A 17,224-nucleotide genomic window follows, 5' to 3' on the forward strand; every position below is an offset into this window, starting at 1 on the left:
AGCCCCTCGATCCAGGCCGGTCCCCTCGGGGGCCGGCCTGGACCGTTTTCACGGCCGAGGCGTGAAGTAGTGGCCCTGTGCCAGATCTTCCATCAGGCCGATCTCGGTGGGCTGCCAGCCCAACGCTTTCCGGGTGTGCACGCTGGAGGCCGCCAGATCGAGGGCGAAGAAGGCGCCGAGCCAGCCGAAATGGTCGGGCTGTGCCGAGCGCACCGGCAGATCCAGATGGGCGCCGATCGTCTCGGCGATGACCCGGGTGGGGATGCCCTCCTCGGCGACCGCGTGCACGATGCTGCCGGCCGGGATATCGCCCTCGAGCGCCAGCCGGAACGCGCGCGCCGCGTCGAACCGGTGGACCGCCGGCCACCGGTTGGCCCCTTCGCCCGGATAGGCCGCCACCCCGGTCTCGCGGGCGATGTCGATGAGCCGCGGCACGAAGCCGTGATCACCCTTGCCGTGCACGGTCGGTGGCAGCCGCACCGCGAGCGCGCGGACGCCGCGCTGCGCGAAGCCGAGGGCGGCCGCTTCGGACTGCCGGGGAATGCCGGGCGCTGCCGGATCGGCCTCGGTGATCAGCCCGGCGGAACTCACGACCGCCATCCCCGAGGTGACGACCAATGGGCGGTTCGAGCCGGCCAGCGCCTCGCCGAGGGCCGCGATGGCGGCTTGATCCATTGCGCTCGCCCGTGCGAAGTCGGTGAAATCGTGGTGGAACGCCAGATGCGCGACGGCGTCGGCATCCTCGGCCGCTGCCCGCAGGCCGGCGAGGTCGGTGAGGTCGCCGCGGTGCGGGACGGCGCCCGCGGCGGCGACGGCGTCGGCCGACTCCGGTGACCGGGCCAGGCCGGTGACCTCGTGACCGGCGCCGACCAGCTCGGCAACGACCGCCGATCCGACGAAGCCGGATGCTCCGGTGACGAAGATACGCATGTGATCCTCCCTGTGATGTCAGTAGCTGTCATGGGGTTAACGTTGATGACAGTCGCTGTCATTCCCTCGGGCTAGGATCTCTGCGTGAGCCGGTGGCAGCCCAACGCCCGTGGCCGTCTCGAGGAGGCGGCACTCGAGCTCTACGCGTCGCACGGTTTCGACGCGACGACGGTGGCGGAGATCGCCGCACATGCCGGGCTCACCGAGCGCACCTTCTTCCGATACTTCGCCGACAAGCGCGAGGTGCTGTTCTCCGGGCAGGCGGCACTGATCGAATCGATGACCGGCGCGGTGGTCGGGATGCCCGCGGGCACGGCGCCCCTCGACGCGGTGGGCGCCGGACTGCATGCGGCGGCGCGCGTCATCGGTGGCCGGCGCGACGGTGCCCGTCGCCGGCAGGCGGTGATCGACGCCAATCCCGGTCTGCAGGAACGGGAGCTGAGCAAGCTTGCGACATTGGGCACTGCCCTGACCGAGGCGCTACGGGGGCGCGGGGTGCCAGAACTGGCGGCGCGGGTCACCGCGGAGGCGGGTATCGCGGTGTTCAAGGTGGCATTCGAGCGGTGGATCCGGGCCGAGGAAAGCGAGCTGACGGAGGCCGTCGAGGACGCTCTCGAGGCGCTGAAGGTGCTGAGCGCGAACGGCTAAAGCCGTTCCCTTGCAGCGGGAATCGGCCTAACATCAAGGGGTGTCATTCCCGGTATGGGCCGGCGAATGGGGAGCCGCTCCGCACCGGGCGTACGGGCGGTCGCAGTCGCTGAGCAGACGGCAGGCACGGCACTGGAGCCGGCGGTTCTCCGGGGTCGGGGTCACCATTTCCGCGCCCCGGCTGCGGGAGTTGGTCGCGGGCACCGCCGAAGCGGGCCACGAGGCGACCGATGCGGAAGTGACCGACGTGCGGTTCGCGCTCACCGCCCTCGATATCGAACAACAGCGACACCAGGCCGCGATGCGGCGCGCCCGCGCGAGTGCCGTGCAGGCGGCGATCTTCGTCGCGGTGGCGCTGATAGCGCTCAACGCGATGCTGTGTCTGGCCTACCTGATGCTCAGTGCGGTACCGCATTGACGTCGGGGCACATCGCCGCGCGGATCACCTCGAAGTCGGTCTGCTCTATCGGGAACAACCCGAACCGGAACCGGTAGCCCCAGCGCGCCTTGTCGACGATGAAGTCCAGCCGATCCAGGAGCGGACGGATGGGAGTCTCGGTACACGTCACGAACTCGACCCGGCGTCGCCAGTGCTCGTTGTCGGCCTGATACGGCGCGTCGTCGGACACCCGACCCAGCGCCGTGAATGCTTGTAGCGGTGCGCCTTCGGGGTAGTCGGTCTTCGGTGAATAGAAGGCGATCCAGTCATCGCGGGCCAGTTTGCGCAGCCCGTGCGGCTTGCCGTGGTTGGCCTGGGTGAAGCCGCCGGCGACGCCGCGTTCGACGTGACCGCGACTGACGGTGTTGATCCAGTACGTCATGCCCGCAGGGTAGGCGCGGGCCCCGACAGGTTCAGTCGTGCTTCTTCTTGCCGAACGGCAGCACGTGGACGACACCCACCACGATGGCGCCGACGACGAGGCCGACGACGGCGGAGGCCGCAGTGTTCGTCAGCCAGGCCAGCAGGCCGCCGATGCCCTGCACCGCGTGGTGCACGAAGTCCTCGGCGTGGTGCACCAGACCGTAGGGCGCATGCCAGCCGAGGTTGTCGGTACCGGTGAGCAGGATGTGCCCGCCCACCCACAGCATCGCGACGGTGCCGATGGTCGACAGCGCGGCCAGCACCTTCGGCATTCCCGCGACCAGGCCGCGGCCGATCTTCTGGGTGAAGCGGGATTGCCGTTGCGCCAGGCTGAGCCCCACATCGTCCATCTTGACCAGAACGCCGACGACGCCATAGACGGCGGCGGTGATCACCAGCGCGACGATCACCAGGATGATCAACCGCGGTACGAACGGCTGATGGGCCACCTCGTTGAGCGCGATCACCATGATCTCGGCGGACAGGATGAAGTCGGTCCGGATGGCACCGGCCGTCATCGCCTTCTCGTCGACCGCCCCGGCGGACGCCTCTGCGTCGTCAGACCCGTGCGCGTCGTGATGCAGGAACCGGCCCAGCACCTTCTCGGCGCCTTCGAAACACAGGTACGTCGCGCCGAGCATCAGGATCGGTGTCAGCAACCACGGTGCGAACTGGCTCAACAGCAGCGCCGCCGGGAGGATGAACACCAACTTGTTGCGCAGTGACCCGACAGCGATGCGTTTGATCATCGGTAGTTCGCGGTCGGCGGTGATGCCGTGCACGTACTGGGGCGTCACCGCGGTGTCGTCGATCACCACGCCCGCGGCCTTGGCCGTCGCCTTGCCCGTGGCCGCGCCGATGTCGTCGATGGACGCGGCCGCCAACCGGGCCAGGGCGGCGACGTCGTCGAGTAGTCCGAACAGCCCGGCGCTCATGCCCGAAGGGTACCCGGTACGCAGGAACCGCTCAGGCCGGCCATAACAGAGCGGATGCTCTGTTATGGTGGCACCATGGCCCGCCCGCGCGTGTACGACCCGGACACCGTGCTCGACGCCGTCGAGACGCTGGTGGTCCAACAGGGTCCGGCGGCCGTGACCGTGCGCGCCGTCGCCACCGCCGCCGGCATCTCGAACGGCGCGCTCTACCACAGCTTCTCGTCGCGGTCGGAGCTACTGGGCCGGGCCTGGCTGCGGGCCGGTAACCGGTTCCTGCAGGTTCAGGACGCCCTCATCGACCAGGCGCCGGACCCGGTGGCCGCCGTGATCGCCGCCGCCGGAGCGCCCGCGGTGCTGGCGGACCGCTACCCGGATTCCGGTCGCCTGGTGCTGACCGTGCGACGCGAGGACATCCTGGATGCCGAGCTACCCGACGGGCTGGCCCGCGAACTGCACCAGCTGCAGATCCGGCTGGTCGACACGATGGTGCGACTGGCCGACGGCCTGTGGCACCGCCGCGACCGCGCCGCGGCGGACACCATCACCACCTGCGTCGTGGACCTGCCGACCGCCATCCTGCTCACCCGGGACCGACTGGCCAGCCCTACCGCCCGCAACCACCTGAGCGCGGCCGTACGCGCCGTGCTCGATATCGGACCGCCACCCCTGAAAGGAACCCGACCATGACAGCCACCCTCGAATACACCGACAAGATCGCCGTGCTCAACCTCGGTGACGACGAGAACCGTTTCACCCCAGACTTTCTCGATACCGTCAACGCACATCTGGACACCGTGCTCGCAGACGGGGCCGCCGGGCTGCTCACCACGGCGAGCGGGAAGTTCTACACCAACGGGCTGGACCTCGACTGGCTGGCGGCCAACGCCGACCGCACCCCGTGGTATGTCGGACAGGTGCAGGGCCTGCTGGCCCGGATGCTGACCCTGCCCATCCCGACCGCCGCCGCGATCGTCGGGCACGCGTTCGGCGCCGGGGCGATGCTCGCCGTCGCGCACGACTTCCGGGTGATGCGCGCCGACCGCGGCTTCTTCTGTTTCCCCGAGGCCGATATCCGCATCCCGTTCACCGACGGGATGGCGGCGCTCATCCAGGCCAAGCTCACCCCGCAGGCCGCCGTCGCGTCGATGACCACCGGCCGCCGGTTCGGAGGTGTCGACGCACAGGCCTACGCCATCGTCGACGGCACCGCCGGTGAGGGTGCGGTCGACGATGCCGCCCTGGACATCCTGCGGCCGCTGGCCGGGAAAGACCCCGGCACGTTGGGGGCCATCAAGCAGACCATGTACGGTGCTGCCGCCGAAGTCCTCACGGCCGGCCGGTAGCCCGGTCGACAGGGGGCGCAACGGCATCCCGGTGACGGTGGCCGCCGCGGCCCCCTGGTAAGGATTGATCATGGGAACCAATCAGCGCGCCACGATCGTGATGGCCGATGACGAGATCACCGAGTTCATCGAGCGCAGCCGCACCGCCACCATGGCGACGGTGCTGCCGAACGGCCGGCCCCACCTGGTGGCGATGTGGTACGCCGTCCTCGACGGGGAGATCTGGTTCGAGACCAAGGCCAAATCGCAGAAGGCGGTGAACCTGCGCCGCGATCCGACCATCACCGTGATGATCGAGGACGGGTTGACCTACAACACCTTGCGCGGAGTGTCGATCGACGGCACCGCGGAGATCATCGACGATCCCGAGACCAACCTGCGGGTCGGCATCAGTGTGTGGGAGCGCTACACCGGTCCCTACACCGACGAGATGAAACCCTTTGTGGACCAGATGATGAACAACCGGGTCTGCATCCGGGTGGTGGAGTCGCGGCGGCGCAGTTGGGATCACCGCAAGCTGGGCATGCCGGAGATGCCGGTCAGCGGCAGCACCGCCCAGTATCTGGCTAGCGACCCGGCGGCGGGCTGAAGCCGCCGCTGGTCACCGCGGTCGCCATGCCACTGCCGATCGGTCCGCTGCGATCGAACAACGCCGCGGTGCCGGTCGCGACGCCGGCACTGCTGTAGTGGGTCAGCGCGGTGAGACCGATATCAGGTCCGACGGGCAGGCGGCTCAGCGTCAAGGTGTAGTCGGCGTTGATGTAGTGCAGCCCGCCCGGCCCGAAATGCGTCAGTGAGCTCACCACGTCGCCGGCCATGGCCGCCCGGGTGAACGGTGTCATCGGTTCGCCGTCGACCACCGGTGCCGTGTTGCGCACCCACGCGTGTTTGGGTCCGGTGTGCTGCCAGGCGGTCAGATCCGAACTCGGTTCCGTCCCGGCCCCGTGCGCGACGATCTGCATCGGCCGGTCGTCATCGTGGTCGGGCGGCGGCGCGGCCGGGATGGCGATCTCGGATGTCCAGATATCGGTCGGGGCGGGCTCGCCGCGGCGCAGGAACACGGTGCTGGCCCGCGCCACCATGACGTCACCTTGAAACGCTTGAGCATCAACAACTTTGATGCGTTTGCCGGAGCGGACCACCTGGGTGCGCACCGTGACCGGCTCAAGTGCGGCGGGCCGGAAGAGGTCGACGGTGAGCCGGGCCGGTTGCATCTGCGGGTCGCCCGCGTCGCGGTCGAGGACGAATCCGAGCAGACCGCCCAGCACGTTGCCGCTGATGGTCTGACCCCACGGGCCCTGGGCGAGCGGCGTCGGCGCGAACCCGTTCCCGGCGGCCCGAAAGTAGGCCGCTGGCAAGCTCACTCCGGGTGCTTCGCGATGTATTGGGTGACCATCGAGCAGTACGACTCGATGGACAGCCCGTCGGCACGGGTGGCCGCCACGGTCTCGGCGACCAGCTGCGTCCCCAGGCCGCGCCCGCCGAATGCGGGATCGATCTCGGTGTGCGTGAACACCCGTACCCCGTCGCGATCGTGGAAGTCGACCAGACCGACCTGCCTGCCGTCCAGGGAGATGGTGAACCGGTTGTCGCCGGGTGTCACCACGGCTGCCGTGTATTCAGCGCTCACGGGGTTTGAGCCTAGCTCCGGGCAGCACGGGCGCGGGCAGTCGGGGGAGTGCACCGGCATAGCCCTCGACGGCGCCGAACCGCGCATCCCCGGCCTGCCAGGCCTCGCGATATTCCACGATGTCCTCGTGGCTGCGGCCGACGAAGTTCCACCACATGACCAGCCGCTCGGGAAACGGCGGACCGCCCAACAGGATCAGCCGTGCCGGCGCGTCGGCACGGTTGACGATCTGCAGGCGATCGCAGCCGGGGGATTGGTAGGCGAGATCGGCGACCTGCAATTGATCGCCGGCGACCTCGACCTCACCCTGGTCCAGCAGCGCACCGTGCTCGAAGGCCGGGTCGACGTCCAAGTCGATGGTCGCCCCGGGAGCCACATCGATTTGGGCGCCCAGCAGCGCGGTGGCGGTGGACACCGGCGAGCGGCTTGCGCCCAACTCGCCGAGGAACACCCGCAGCGTGGCACCTCCGATGGAGACGGCGGGCGGCGCATAGTGCGCGAAATCGCGGCCGCGGTCGCGGGCCGTGTCGGGTAGCGCCACCCACAACTGGACGCCGTGCAACACGGTGGTGGCCGCGGTCGACACCTCGGAATGGCAGATACCCGCACCGGCGGTCATCAGGTTCAGCTCACCGGGCCGGACCATGGCGTGTACCCCGGCGCTGTCGCGGTGTTCGATCTCACCGCTGAAAAGCCAACTGACGGTCTGCAATCCGGTGTGCGGGTGGGGCGGGACGTCCATTCCGGGACCGCCACGCACGTCCTGGGGACCGTAGTGGTCGGCGAAACACCACGCCCCCACCATGGAGCGTTCCTTTGCGGGCAGCGTGCGCCGCACCGTCATCGCTCGCGGACCGCCCAGCGGCACCTCGCGAGCATGTAACACCCCACTGAATCGCGATGCGCCGCAGTCGACTTCATCCGGGTTCGCATCCGCGTTGCTCACGCTGCCACAGTAGCCCCGGCGCGCGGCGGGGAGCAGAAGTTTGGGGACGGTACCGGCATGGCGCCTCTCGGCAAGTGGTCGCTCGAGGCGACGATTCTGATGTGGTACCCGGGGCATGACCGGCACCGTCGGACTGTCCAACAGGCCGGGGGCCGTGGCTATTCCGTCGGTGGCGCGGTGAGCAGTATCACCGCGGCGGCCACTCCCGCGGCAATCAACGCGGCGGTAAAATTACCGGCAAGTAACTTAGGGAGACCAGAGCCACATGCAAAAGCGTGCCAAAGTGACTGCGGCCGGACTGGGCGCGGTGATGGCGGCGCTGTCGGTGGTTTTCCCGGTGGGTACGGCCGCGGCCGACGCCACCATCATGCCGTTCACCAGTACCGTGCGGGCCTGCGATTACACCCCGGCGGAGCGCACGTGGGCCACCGGTTATGCGCGACCGCTGGCGCATGTGCGGACCGAGGGCGACACGCTCGTCGTCGATGTCGAGCTGTTGACCGCACGGCCCGACACCCAGTACTTCGCCCGGGTGTTCCAGATGCCGCGTGCCTCCAACGACTGCGGTGTCGCCCCGGTGTTGCTGCAGACCGACGGGGTCGGCGCGGCGCACGCTACCATCCGCACGGCGGTCAATCCCGGCGCTACCGGAGTCTGGATCTCCGTCGAACGCCCCAGTGCGTATTCGCAGCAGCCCGCCGAGGCGTACACCACGGACTTCATCGCCAAGATCTGAGAGCCGAGAAGGCCACTCCCGCTACCGGCCCCTCGAATGCGGTAGCGGGAGCAGCCGGTCTCAGGCCGACTCGAGGTAGAGCCGGCGTGCCCGGACGGGATAACCGTTGCGTTCGGCCAGCGATCGCAGCTGCCGTAACGCGAAGGTGCGGCCACGTCCTCCTTCGGGGATGACGATGCCTGCCCACAATCCTTCGGCGCGGGGCAGTTCGCAGGCTTCCCTCGCGCAGGCCCAGCGGCGCGGGCACATCCGGCAGATCGTTTTCGCATCCTCGTCGGCCGCCGAGGTCCAACGCTCGGGATCCCGCGTGCACTCGCCGATGGGCAGTCCGTCTGCGCTCAATGGGCTCATGGTGATCCTCCTGTCGGCGGCGGGTCTGCCGCGTTGCAGACGAATGTAGAACACAAACCGTAGCGATGCAACAGTTTCAAGGTGGCGGCAGTGCGCCTTCGATCGAACTGTTTGCGCAGGCAAGTTGTGTGAAATGCTTACAGCGATGCAATTCTGCAGCTCGAACGCAACGGAAGTAAGGGTGTCAATGCAACAGTTTTGTGGCGAGTTGTAGATGGTGCCGCTGTAGTTTCGCTACTATTGGCGCACCTAGTCGCATCCGGTCCAGGGTTCAGGGAGGTCACGCGCGTGGTCGAACCCGACCCTGGCGAAGACCCGGGAATGGTCCGTGCCGGCGCCGCCGCCGCCGCCCGTCGCCGCGAACTCAATGTCAGTCAGCGCAGCCTCGCGGCCGAGGGGGTCATCAATGCGGGCGCCCTGATCGCCTTCGAGAAGGGCCGCAGCTGGCCGCGGCAGGGCACCCGGGCCAAGCTCGAAGCGATCCTGCAATGGCCGCCCGGCGCCATCGAGCGCCTGCGCCGGGGTGAACCGGCGGAGGCGCGGACCGAGCGTCGAACGGCCGCGGATGAGATCCCGCTGATCGCGCAGGCGGTGACGGCGGCGGCGAACACCTTCGGGTCGACGATCACCGCTCTGCCCGACCCCGAGCACCCGGAGTTCATCCCGCGTGCGACCGCGATCCTGTCCGATCTGCGTCAGTTGGAGGCGGTCGCCGCCCGGGCCACCCGGATCCAGGTGACACCCGCGCTGATCCGGGCGCTGAGTACCGTGCGCAATCTGATCGACGAGCTCACCCTGCGTGCCGCAGCCGCCCCGGGAGCGACCCTGGGGCAGCGGCTCTACGCCACGCGCAGACGGGCCAACCTCACCATCGCCGAGACCGCGCAGGCCGCCGGAGTACCCGAGGACGTCGTCACCCGCGTCGAGGCCGAGGAGCAGGTGCCCGCCGACGCGTCGGCCGCCGTCGACGAACTCATCGCTCAGATCGACTGGCGCTGAACGGCGAAGCGACCTGCAACGTGGTCAGAAGCGTTCCCGGTTCCGGTCGTCGGTGCGGGGAAAGTGGGCGGCCAGCGCCGCGGCGATCTCGACGAACTTTCGCCGGGTCTGCGGTGACATTCCCCTGGTGCCGGGTATCACTCCGCCGGGCCTGATCTGGCTGTCGAAGGGTACCTCGACCACGGCCTGGCCTTGCCCGGCGAACTGCTGGACCAAGATCGAGCGGGTGCGTTTGTCGGAGTGCCCGTCGGAGTCGTTGAGCACCACGACGGTGCGCTGCAGCAGGTTCGTGTGTCCACGGCTGGCCAGCCAGTCCATCGTCTGCCCGGCCGCGGCGGCACCGTCCACCCAGGGCGAGGACACCACGATCAGCGCGTCGAGATCGCGGAGCACTTCTTGGGTGACCGGAGTGTCCATGGTGGAACTGCAGTCGACGATCGAGATGGAGAAGTACCGGTCCAACCGTGAGGTCGCTTCCCGGTAGATGGCCGGGTCGAGGATGCGCCGGCGCGCGGGGCTGGCCTCGCCCGCCAGCACGAACAACCCTGCGGCGTTGTTTCCGACCCGGTTGCGGATATCGGCGAACGTGTCCAGATGCTGGTCGGACGCCAGCTCCCAGTATGAGCCGACCGCGCGCGGATCCACCCGGCTGCCCAGTTTCCCGAAGGCGGTGTCCGCATCGACGGCCACCACCCGGTCGTCAGGCCTCAGCTCTGCGAAAACCGAACCGACACTTGCGGATACGGTCGTCTTGCCGACGCCGCCTTTGCCCATGACCCCGATCTTGTAATGGCCGCGCAGCACGCCGCGGATGCCGGCCTCGAGCTCGGCCTCCCGGATCTCGTCGGGCGAGGGGCCGAGGTTCACCAGCCCGAAGGTGAGCGTGTGCAGCACGCGGCGCCAGCCACGGGTGGGTGGTGCGGGCCGGGTGGGAACCAGATCCCTGACCGGGATCCGGTCGGCGTACGACGAAGGAGCTGCGGGGGCGTACCCGGCGGGCGGCGGCCACGGGTGGCCCGGGTGCGGATGGCCGGGACCCTGGGGCGCCGGGCGCGGGGGCGGTGCAGCCGGTTGCGGCGGCCAGTCGGACCGGGCGGGCGCGGCGTGCTCGGGGCGGGAGTGGGCGTGCGGGTGTTCGGCTCGGAGGTGACCGGGAACGGGCTCGGGCCGCACGGCGGCGATCGGTCCGGTGTCGTCGCCGGCGTCGGACCGGTGATGCTGCGCGGGCGGACGCGGCTCGTCGGGTGTGGGCGCCACGAAATCCACCGGCGGGCGGGCGGGCACAGCGGCAGGGGCCGGCGCCGCCGAGCGCGCCTTCGTGGTCGGCGGTTCGTAGTCGGATTCCTCCGGCCCGGTCCAACCGAGCTCGTGACGCAGCGCGTCGTCACGGTCGCTCACCGTGGTCCTCCTCTGCGCAGTCTCCCGACACGGACGTCAGGTCCCACCAGTATCAACCACCGCCCTCGGCGACGGGGTGAGGCGGCACCGGGCAGCAAACACGTTGTCCTGGAGGAACGGCAACTGCGCGGTGACGTTCGGCCCGCGCGTCATTGGTCGTCGCATCGGCGCCGCCGGTGCGGGTACTTTCCAGATAGGCCACTTGTAGTGCAGAAATAGGGCCCGGCTGCGGGCGGAAATTGGTGCGTGAGGTGGCCGGGATCCGCTGTTATGGTCGTTTCCGGAGGCGGATGGACCTGCGATCCGACAGGTACCGGAATGGGGTTGGCAAAGTGAGATTCGGGCGCGCCGGATGGTTGGCGGGGGCACGGTGAGCACGCGACCGACGCCACCCGGCCCGTCGAGGAAGGACGGCGAGCTCACCGGCGCCCTCGTCGAGGCGGTCGGCTCGCACATCCTCGCGGGCGGTCAGTGGCTGCTCACCGAGATGAAGCGCACCCTCGGTGACGGTGATCCCGATGACGGGCGGGCGTTCGGCGCGGCGGCGGAGGGATTCCGCAGCGCGGACGCGGAACTCGGTGGGGCGGTCGCCGCGGACCACTGGGCGGGGGAGGGTGCGGACGCCTACGCAGACCAGAACGCCCGGCAGCGGATGCGCGCGGAATCCGTGGCCGACGCCGACCGCGAGGTGCACCGCGTGCTGGCCGGCGAGGCGTACCAGGTGAGCTTTCACCGCAGGCAGATCGACGAGCTCTACAACTGGCTCGGCGAGCTGTCGGAGTACACCCGATGGCTGGATCTGGTGCCGCGGTACGGCGACGCGGCCAAACTTGTGGTCGAGAGCGCGGCGGTGCACACGGCGCTGGCATCTGCGGGGTTCGAGGTCGCCAATATGCACCAGGAGGCCGCAGACAACGCGGACAAGCTGAAGGATCTCGTCGGCCGCTACCAGGCGATCGCCGCCGGCGCGGAACTGCCTGACGGTGGGTTCGGCGGACCCGGCGGTGGCCCGTCGCGCCCGCCGGACGCCGAACCCGACGATCTCGGTGCCATGGGTGGTGCCGTCGGCGCCGCCGGCGGTGCCGAGGATCTCGCGGAGTCGACCGGTGTGGACCCCGCCGATCAACCGGGTCCGCCGGCCGCACTCGCCGGTCTGTTCGGGATGGCGGGCGCGCTGCCCGCGCTGGCCACGGCGTTCACCGCCCCGCTGGCCGCGCTGCTCGCGCCCGCCGGCGGGCTTGTCGCCGCGGCGGTGCAGGCGGCCGCCCAGGGTGCGGCGGCCGGCCCGCGCGAGCACCAGCCCGACGACGAGGACGAAAGCGAACCCGGCCCGTCCTCGACGGCCGTTCCGGATGAGCTAATTCACGTCCGCGCAGAAGACAGTGGTCCTGGCGGCTCCGACCCGGCTAACGTTAACCCCGGCCATACGCCCGTATCGGACGCCGCCACGCAACCACCTGGGAGGTAAGACCACGTGTCTGACGATCTGCGCGTCACCACCGCGTGCTTACGTGGCCTGGCCGCCGTCCAGGAGCGTGCCGCCGGTGAACTCGCCGCCGCCACCGCAATGCCCGAGGCAACGCCGCCTGCCGTGCGCGCCACGCACGGTGTGGTCGCCTCCGCGACCTCCGCGGCGCTCGCGGCCGTACAGGCGGCCCGCACGGACGCCGGTACGCGGATGGCGTCGGTGTCGCAGGGTCTCGGTGTCCGGCTCGGCGATTCGGCCGGGCGGTACGACCGCACCGATGAAGCGCAGCGGTCGGCTCTGGACCGGCAGATCGCAGGGGGCCGGTGATGACGAGCTTCCACCGCGAACCCACGCACTACGACGACGTCGTCGCGGTGGAGGTCACCATCGACGGAATGCTGGTGATCGCCGACCGGCTCAACCTGGTGGAGTTCCCGACCTCGTTGGGCATCCGGCCCAACATCCCGCAGCCCGAACTCCGGGACCTGGTGTGGGAGCAGGTCGCGCGCGACCTCACCGCGCAGGGCGTGCTCGACGTCTTCGGTGCACCGCACCCCGAGGTGGCGGCGATGACCGACACCCTGGCCCGCCCGGACCGGACCCTGGAGGGCCGGTGGTGGCGTCGAGATGTGGGTGGGAAGATGGTGCGATTCGTGGTGTGTCGCAAGGGGGAGCGTCATGTCATCGCCGCCAGGGATGGGGAAATGCTGGTCTTGCAGCGGGTGGCGCCGCAGGTCGGACTCGCCGGGATGGTGACCGCCGTGCTCGGCACCGCCGAACCCGCCGACGTGGAACCGATGACCGCGGTCAGCTCGCAGCTCGCCGACGCCCGGACCCCACACCAGCTGGCCCAGTTCGGCATCGCCCCGGCGTCGGCACGCGTGTACGCCCAGGCGACCGCGGAACCCGACAGCTGGGTCGAGATCACGGCGAACGAACGGCATGACGGCGGCACCTACAGTCAGGCCGCCGTCGCCGCCGGCGTGCTGGATTCCAAACTCGGCCGGATCGTCTCGATCCCGCGCCGCGTCAACGGCGAGTTGTTCGGCAGCTTCCTGCCCGGCACCCAGGAGAACCTGCAACGGGCCTTGGACGGGCTGATCGAATTCCTGCCGTCGGGCACCTGGTTCGAACGCACGGTGGACACCGACTACTTCGACGGGGACTGAAGAGAGCATTCGATGGTGGGGACTCCGTCGTACGACGACGATGACTATCCGCATCCCGGGGGGACCGAGGATGGGTTCGACGATCTGGTCGGGCTGGACTTCGCGGCGGGCGACGCCGAGGCCGTGGACGAGGAGGGATCGGTTTTCGATGCCTTCAGTGTGTTCGACGCCGGGTTGCCCGCTGCTGTGGATGACGACGAGGGGCCTCCCGAGGAGGACCTCGACGCGGATGTGGCGGTGTTCTCGGTCACGAACCCGCCCGGCACGGTGACGGTGACGGCGCTGATGGACGGTCGGGTGCAGCGCATCGAGCTGGCCCCCTCCGCCGTCTTGTCGACGGAGGCGCAGCTCGCCGACGAGATCGTCGTGATCGCCGGGCTGGCCACCGCGCAGGCCCGCTCCGCGCAGTTCACCTACATGCTCGAAGGAATGCGGCGCGAAGGCCAGGACGATGTGGTCACCCGGGATTTCTTGAAGCGCGATCTCGATCTGCCCTCCCCGGAGGAGGCCGATGCCGCGCAGGCGCACGTTTTCGCGACCAGGTATGCAGGTGACCATGACTGAACATCTGGCGAGTCTGTTCGGCACCGCGATCGGCATGCTGCCCAGTTCACCCGCCCGGTCCCTGGAACTGTTCACCGAGATCACCGCCGTCGACGAGACCGCCTGCGACGCGTGGGTCGGGCGGATCCGGTGCGGGGACACCGACCGGGCCACCCTGTTCCGAGCCTGGTTCTCCCGCGGCAACTTCGGCCAGCTCGCCGGCCGTGCCGAGGTCTCGATGAACAGCCTGGGTGCCCGGATCCCGATCGGCGGGCTGTACGGGGATATCACCTACCCGGTGAACTCGCCGCTGGCCATCACGATGGCCTTCGCGGTGCGCGAGGCCGCCGAGGGCAACTATGCCGACGCGATCGAAGCACTCGACGACGCGCCCGCCGCCGGTGCCGAGTACCTGGTCTCCTGGATCAAGGCGGTCATCTACGGCGCTGCCGAACGCTGGACCGATGTGATCGACCAGGTGCGGGGGGCGGCCGGCTGGCCGGACAAGTTCCTCGGCGCGGCCGCGAGCGTGGCGCACGGTGTGGCGGTGGCCAACCTCGGTCTGTTCACCGAGGCCGAACGCAGACTGACGGAGGCAAATTCGGCGCCGGCCGGTGAGGCGTGCGCGCCGGCGATCGCCTGGTTCCTGGCGATGACCCGGCGCAGCCAGGGCAACGAGGATGCGGCCATCGCGCTGCTGGAATGGCTGCAGGCCACCCACCCGTCCCCGAAAGTGACAGCGGCCCTGCGCGATCCGTCCTACCGGATGGAGACCACCACCGCCGAGAAGATCGCCGCCCGCAAGGACCCCTGGGATCCCGCCAGCGTCGCCGCCGACAACTCCGGCCGCGAACGACTGCTCGCCGAGGCGCAGGCCGAACTCGACCGGCAGATCGGGCTGAGCCGGGTCAAGGAGCAGATCGAGAAGTACCGGGCGGCCACCCAGATGGCCCGGGTCCGGGCCGCGCGCGGGATGAAGGTCGCCCAACAGTCCAAGCACATGATCTTCACCGGACCGCCCGGCACCGGCAAGACCACCATCGCCCGCGTGGTGGCCAACATCCTGGCCGGCCTCGGCGTCATCACCGAACCCAAACTGGTGGAGACCTCCCGCAAGGATTTCGTCGCCGAGTACGAAGGCCAGTCGGCGGTGAAGACGTCGCGGACCATCGACAGGGCCGTCGGCGGGGTGTTGTTCATCGACGAGGCGTACACCCTGGTGCAGGAGCGGGACGGCCGCGCCGACCCGTTCGGCACCGAGGCGTTGGACACGCTGCTGGCCCGGATGGAGAACGACCGCGACCGGCTCGTGGTCATCATCGCCGGGTACAGCGCCGACATCGACCGACTACTGGAGACCAACGACGGTCTGCGGTCGCGCTTCTCCACCCGCGTGGAGTTCGATTCCTATGCACCCGAGGAGATCGTCGAGATCGCCAAGGTCATTGCCGGGGCCAATGATTCGCGCCTGGATGAGGAGGCGGCCAAGCGTGTGCTGGAGGCGGCGACCCTGCTGAGCCAGCGGAACCTCAACGGTAAGCCGGCGCTCGACATCGCGGGCAACGGCCGGTATGCCCGCCAGCTCGTCGAGGCGGGCGAGCAGAGCCGGGACATGCGGCTGGCTCGTTCGCTGGACTTCGAGAACCTCGACGTCGATGCGCTCAGCGAGGTCACCGGCGAGGATATGGCCGCCGCGATCGAGGCTGTGCACGCCCGCCTGAATATCGGCGCCTGAGCAGATGGCAGGTTTCCGGCTCACCACCAAGGTCCAGGTCAGCGGATGGCGTTTCCTGCTGCGGCGGGTCGAGCATGCGATCGTCCGGCGCGATACCCGGATGTACGACGACCCGCTGCAGTTCTACAGCCGGGCGGTCAGCGCGGGCATCGTGATCGCGGTGCTGGTGTGCCTCGGCGCGGCGCTGCTGGCGTACTTCAAACCACTCGGCAAGCGCGGCGACGACTCACTTCTGGTGGACCGGACGACCAACCAGCTCTACGTCGTGCTGCCCGGCACCGGAGAGTTGCGGCCCGTCTACAACCTGACGTCGGCCCGCTTGGTGCTGGGTAACTCCAACAATCCGTCGGCGGTGAAATCCGATGAGCTGAACCGGATGTCGAAGGGCCAGCCGATCGGTATCCCGGGTGCGCCGTATGCCACCCCGTTGGGTGCGCCGGCGTCGACGTGGACATTGTGCGACACGGTCACCAAACCCGACAGCGTCGCACCTTCGGTGGAGACGTCGGTGGTCATCATGCCCCCGGCGGTCGACGCCTCGGTCGGGCCGATCCGCCCCAGCCAGGGCGTGCTGGTGTCCTATCAGGACCGCAACTGGCTGGTGACCCAGGACGGCCGGCATTCCATCGACCTGGCCAACCGGGCCGTGACCAGTGCGGTCGGCATCCCGGTCACCGCGCGGCCCACGCCGATCTCCGAGGGCCTGTTCAACGCGCTGCCCAACGCCGGCCCCTGGCAGTTGCCGGAGATCGCCGGCGCGGGCGCCCCCAATACCGTTGGCCTGCCGCCGAATCTGGTGATCGGGTCGGTGTTCAAGACGATCTCCGACGCGGGCGAGCAGCAGTATGTGGTGCTTGCCGACGGTGTCGCGAAGGTCAACGGCACGACGGCCGCCGCCTTGCGCGCGTCCAACTCGTTCGGACTGATCTCGCCGCCGTCGGTGGAGGCCAGCGATGTCGCCAAGATTGCCGAACAGGTTTTCGTGTCGCCGTTGCCCGATCAACCGATGGAGATCCGGCGGCGCCACGACGCCCCGACGCTGTGCTGGTCCTGGCAGCGTGAACCCGGCGACCAGTCGCCGCGCCAGACCGTTTTCAGCGGACGGCATCTGCCGATCCCGGCGGCCCGGATGAACGCGGGCATTCGCCAGATCGCCGGCACCGCAACGGTGTACATCGAGGGCGGGCAGTTCATCCGGCTGCAGTCACCGGATCCGCGCTACGGCGAGGCGCTCTACTACATCGACCCGCAGGGCATCCGGTACGGCCTGCCGAATCAGGACACCGCCACCGTGCTCGGGCTGACCTCACCGCAGACCGCGCCCTGGCAGGTGGTCAGCCTGCTCGTCGACGGTCCGGTGCTGTCCAAGGAGGCGGCATTGCTCGAGCACGACACGCTGCCCGCCGACCCCGACCCCCGCAAGGTCGCGGGCACGGCGGCCGGCCAGCAGGCGCCCGGCCAGGGCGCCCCCGCGCCGCCGGGTGCGGCCGCACCACTGCCGATGCCCGCGCCGGGTGCGCCGATACGTTAG

Annotated in this window: 21 protein-coding genes; 13 read left to right on the plus strand and 8 right to left on the minus strand. The window is 69.4% G+C overall.

All coding sequences use genetic code 11. The annotated features are described in order from the left end of the window. Window positions 1-48: 48 nt before the first annotated feature. Complete coding sequence (locus H7J86_RS15150; protein WP_267291875.1) at window positions 49-930, minus strand: SDR family oxidoreductase; 882 nt, start codon at window positions 928-930, stop codon at window positions 49-51. A gap of 84 nt (window positions 931-1,014) precedes the next feature. Between H7J86_RS15150 and H7J86_RS15155 the strand changes: the two genes are divergently transcribed. After that, window positions 1,015-1,578: a TetR family transcriptional regulator gene (locus H7J86_RS15155; RefSeq protein WP_267291877.1), complete on the plus strand. Its 564-nt coding sequence runs from the start codon at window positions 1,015-1,017 to the stop codon at window positions 1,576-1,578. Window positions 1,579-1,618: 40 nt separating this feature from the next. Beyond that, window positions 1,619-1,996 carry a hypothetical protein gene (locus H7J86_RS15160; RefSeq protein WP_187097390.1) on the plus strand — a complete coding sequence of 126 codons (378 nt, stop codon included), beginning with the start codon at window positions 1,619-1,621 and terminating at the stop codon, window positions 1,994-1,996. Here the strand turns inward: H7J86_RS15160 and H7J86_RS15165 are convergent. Both H7J86_RS15165 and H7J86_RS15170 read right to left on the minus strand, forming a co-directional pair. Beyond that, a complete protein-coding gene (locus H7J86_RS15165; protein WP_090364716.1) occupies window positions 1,977-2,399 on the minus strand; it encodes an EVE domain-containing protein in 423 nt (140 codons plus the stop codon). The genes H7J86_RS15160 and H7J86_RS15165 overlap by 20 nt on opposite strands. Before the next feature lie 31 nt (window positions 2,400-2,430). Then, window positions 2,431-3,375 carry a DUF808 domain-containing protein gene (locus H7J86_RS15170; protein WP_267291879.1) on the minus strand — a complete coding sequence of 315 codons (945 nt, stop codon included), beginning with the start codon at window positions 3,373-3,375 and terminating at the stop codon, window positions 2,431-2,433. A gap of 75 nt (window positions 3,376-3,450) precedes the next feature. Here H7J86_RS15170 and H7J86_RS15175 point away from each other — a divergent pair, with 75 nt between their 5' ends. The 3 genes from H7J86_RS15175 to H7J86_RS15185 all read left to right on the plus strand — a co-directional run bounded on the left by H7J86_RS15175 (window position 3,451) and on the right by H7J86_RS15185 (window position 5,307). After that, window positions 3,451-4,062, plus strand: a complete 612-nt coding sequence (locus H7J86_RS15175) for a TetR/AcrR family transcriptional regulator (protein WP_267291881.1) — start codon at window positions 3,451-3,453, stop codon at window positions 4,060-4,062. Continuing rightward, complete coding sequence (locus H7J86_RS15180) at window positions 4,059-4,718, plus strand: enoyl-CoA hydratase-related protein (protein WP_267291883.1); 660 nt, start codon at window positions 4,059-4,061, stop codon at window positions 4,716-4,718. The genes H7J86_RS15175 and H7J86_RS15180 overlap by 4 nt, the downstream gene beginning before the upstream one ends. Window positions 4,719-4,788: 70 nt before the next feature. After that, complete coding sequence (locus H7J86_RS15185) at window positions 4,789-5,307, plus strand: pyridoxamine 5'-phosphate oxidase family protein (protein WP_267291885.1); 519 nt, start codon at window positions 4,789-4,791, stop codon at window positions 5,305-5,307. Here the strand turns inward: H7J86_RS15185 and H7J86_RS15190 are convergent. Genes H7J86_RS15190 through H7J86_RS15200 form a run of 3 tightly spaced genes read right to left on the minus strand, consistent with a single transcriptional unit; the run spans window position 5,285 to window position 7,294 of the window. Then, a complete protein-coding gene (locus H7J86_RS15190) occupies window positions 5,285-6,082 on the minus strand; it encodes an acyl-CoA thioesterase domain-containing protein (RefSeq protein WP_267291887.1) in 798 nt (265 codons plus the stop codon). The genes H7J86_RS15185 and H7J86_RS15190 overlap by 23 nt on opposite strands. After that, window positions 6,079-6,348 carry a GNAT family N-acetyltransferase gene (locus H7J86_RS15195; RefSeq protein WP_090364725.1) on the minus strand — a complete coding sequence of 90 codons (270 nt, stop codon included), beginning with the start codon at window positions 6,346-6,348 and terminating at the stop codon, window positions 6,079-6,081. Before H7J86_RS15195 ends, H7J86_RS15190 begins: the two co-directional genes overlap by 4 nt. Further along, window positions 6,338-7,294: a pirin family protein gene (locus H7J86_RS15200; RefSeq protein WP_267291888.1), complete on the minus strand. Its 957-nt coding sequence runs from the start codon at window positions 7,292-7,294 to the stop codon at window positions 6,338-6,340. The genes H7J86_RS15195 and H7J86_RS15200 overlap by 11 nt, the downstream gene beginning before the upstream one ends. A 265-nt stretch (window positions 7,295-7,559) precedes the next feature. On the opposite strand from H7J86_RS15200, the gene H7J86_RS15205 reads away from it, so the two are divergent. Continuing rightward, a complete protein-coding gene (locus H7J86_RS15205) occupies window positions 7,560-8,030 on the plus strand; it encodes a hypothetical protein (RefSeq protein ID WP_267291890.1) in 471 nt (156 codons plus the stop codon). 60 nt (window positions 8,031-8,090) lie between these two features. Here the strand turns inward: H7J86_RS15205 and H7J86_RS15210 are convergent, their stop codons facing one another. Further along, window positions 8,091-8,381 carry a WhiB family transcriptional regulator gene (locus tag H7J86_RS15210; RefSeq protein WP_090364731.1) on the minus strand — a complete coding sequence of 97 codons (291 nt, stop codon included), beginning with the start codon at window positions 8,379-8,381 and terminating at the stop codon, window positions 8,091-8,093. 321 nt (window positions 8,382-8,702) lie between these two features. Here H7J86_RS15210 and H7J86_RS15215 point away from each other — a divergent pair, with 321 nt between their 5' ends. Further along, window positions 8,703-9,380: a helix-turn-helix domain-containing protein gene (locus H7J86_RS15215; protein ID WP_267292960.1), complete on the plus strand. Its 678-nt coding sequence runs from the start codon at window positions 8,703-8,705 to the stop codon at window positions 9,378-9,380. Between the two features lie 24 nt (window positions 9,381-9,404). On the opposite strand, the gene H7J86_RS15220 is transcribed toward H7J86_RS15215, so the two are convergent. After that, window positions 9,405-10,778, minus strand: coding sequence for a MinD/ParA family ATP-binding protein (locus H7J86_RS15220; protein WP_267291892.1), 1,374 nt, complete (start codon window positions 10,776-10,778; stop codon window positions 9,405-9,407). Window positions 10,779-11,148: 370 nt separating this feature from the next. Between H7J86_RS15220 and H7J86_RS15225 the strand changes: the two genes are divergently transcribed. Genes H7J86_RS15225 through eccB form a run of 6 tightly spaced genes read left to right on the plus strand, consistent with a single transcriptional unit; the run spans window position 11,149 to window position 17,224 of the window. After that, on the plus strand, window positions 11,149-12,246 hold the full coding sequence (locus H7J86_RS15225; RefSeq protein WP_267291893.1) for an EspA/EspE family type VII secretion system effector: 1,098 nt from the start codon (window positions 11,149-11,151) through the stop codon (window positions 12,244-12,246). A gap of 6 nt (window positions 12,247-12,252) precedes the next feature. Beyond that, complete coding sequence (locus tag H7J86_RS15230) at window positions 12,253-12,573, plus strand: type VII secretion target (RefSeq protein ID WP_267291894.1); 321 nt, start codon at window positions 12,253-12,255, stop codon at window positions 12,571-12,573. Further along, window positions 12,573-13,415: an ESX secretion-associated protein EspG gene (locus H7J86_RS15235; protein WP_090364739.1), complete on the plus strand. Its 843-nt coding sequence runs from the start codon at window positions 12,573-12,575 to the stop codon at window positions 13,413-13,415. Before H7J86_RS15230 ends, H7J86_RS15235 begins: the two co-directional genes overlap by 1 nt. 12 nt (window positions 13,416-13,427) lie before the next feature. Continuing rightward, entirely contained in the window at window positions 13,428-13,979 is a 552-nt protein-coding gene (locus H7J86_RS15240) for a YbaB/EbfC family DNA-binding protein (protein WP_267291896.1), read from the plus strand. Beyond that, window positions 13,972-15,693, plus strand: a complete 1,722-nt coding sequence (gene eccA / locus H7J86_RS15245; RefSeq protein ID WP_090364768.1) for a type VII secretion AAA-ATPase EccA — start codon at window positions 13,972-13,974, stop codon at window positions 15,691-15,693. The genes H7J86_RS15240 and eccA overlap by 8 nt, the downstream gene beginning before the upstream one ends. Before the next feature lie 4 nt (window positions 15,694-15,697). After that, window positions 15,698-17,224 (plus strand): type VII secretion protein EccB, encoded by a 1,527-nt coding sequence (gene eccB, locus H7J86_RS15250; RefSeq protein WP_267291898.1) that lies wholly within the window; start codon window positions 15,698-15,700, stop codon window positions 17,222-17,224.

Origin of the sequence: Mycobacterium hackensackense (assembly GCF_025822555.1) — a bacterium.
GTDB lineage: Bacteria > Actinomycetota > Actinomycetes > Mycobacteriales > Mycobacteriaceae > Mycobacterium > Mycobacterium fluoranthenivorans.

What these genes read in the sequence shown, in the direction of transcription:
- H7J86_RS15150 (WP_267291875.1), bottom strand. Translation starts at nt 930, where the DNA reads ATGCGTATCTTCGTCACCGGAGCATCCGGCTTCGTCGGATCGGCGGTC.
- H7J86_RS15165 (WP_090364716.1), bottom strand. Translation starts at nt 2,399, where the DNA reads ATGACGTACTGGATCAACACCGTCAGTCGCGGTCACGTCGAACGCGGC.
- H7J86_RS15170 (WP_267291879.1), bottom strand. Translation starts at nt 3,375, where the DNA reads ATGAGCGCCGGGCTGTTCGGACTACTCGACGACGTCGCCGCCCTGGCC.
- H7J86_RS15175 (WP_267291881.1), top strand. Translation starts at nt 3,451, where the DNA reads ATGGCCCGCCCGCGCGTGTACGACCCGGACACCGTGCTCGACGCCGTC.
- H7J86_RS15180 (WP_267291883.1), top strand. Translation starts at nt 4,059, where the DNA reads ATGACAGCCACCCTCGAATACACCGACAAGATCGCCGTGCTCAACCTC.
- H7J86_RS15185 (WP_267291885.1), top strand. Translation starts at nt 4,789, where the DNA reads ATGGGAACCAATCAGCGCGCCACGATCGTGATGGCCGATGACGAGATC.
- H7J86_RS15205 (WP_267291890.1), top strand. Translation starts at nt 7,560, where the DNA reads ATGCAAAAGCGTGCCAAAGTGACTGCGGCCGGACTGGGCGCGGTGATG.
- H7J86_RS15210 (WP_090364731.1), bottom strand. Translation starts at nt 8,381, where the DNA reads ATGAGCCCATTGAGCGCAGACGGACTGCCCATCGGCGAGTGCACGCGG.
- H7J86_RS15215 (WP_267292960.1), top strand. Translation starts at nt 8,703, where the DNA reads ATGGTCCGTGCCGGCGCCGCCGCCGCCGCCCGTCGCCGCGAACTCAAT.
- H7J86_RS15235 (WP_090364739.1), top strand. Translation starts at nt 12,573, where the DNA reads ATGACGAGCTTCCACCGCGAACCCACGCACTACGACGACGTCGTCGCG.
- H7J86_RS15240 (WP_267291896.1), top strand. Translation starts at nt 13,428, where the DNA reads ATGGTGGGGACTCCGTCGTACGACGACGATGACTATCCGCATCCCGGG.
- eccA (WP_090364768.1), top strand. Translation starts at nt 13,972, where the DNA reads ATGACTGAACATCTGGCGAGTCTGTTCGGCACCGCGATCGGCATGCTG.
- eccB (WP_267291898.1), top strand. Translation starts at nt 15,698, where the DNA reads ATGGCAGGTTTCCGGCTCACCACCAAGGTCCAGGTCAGCGGATGGCGT.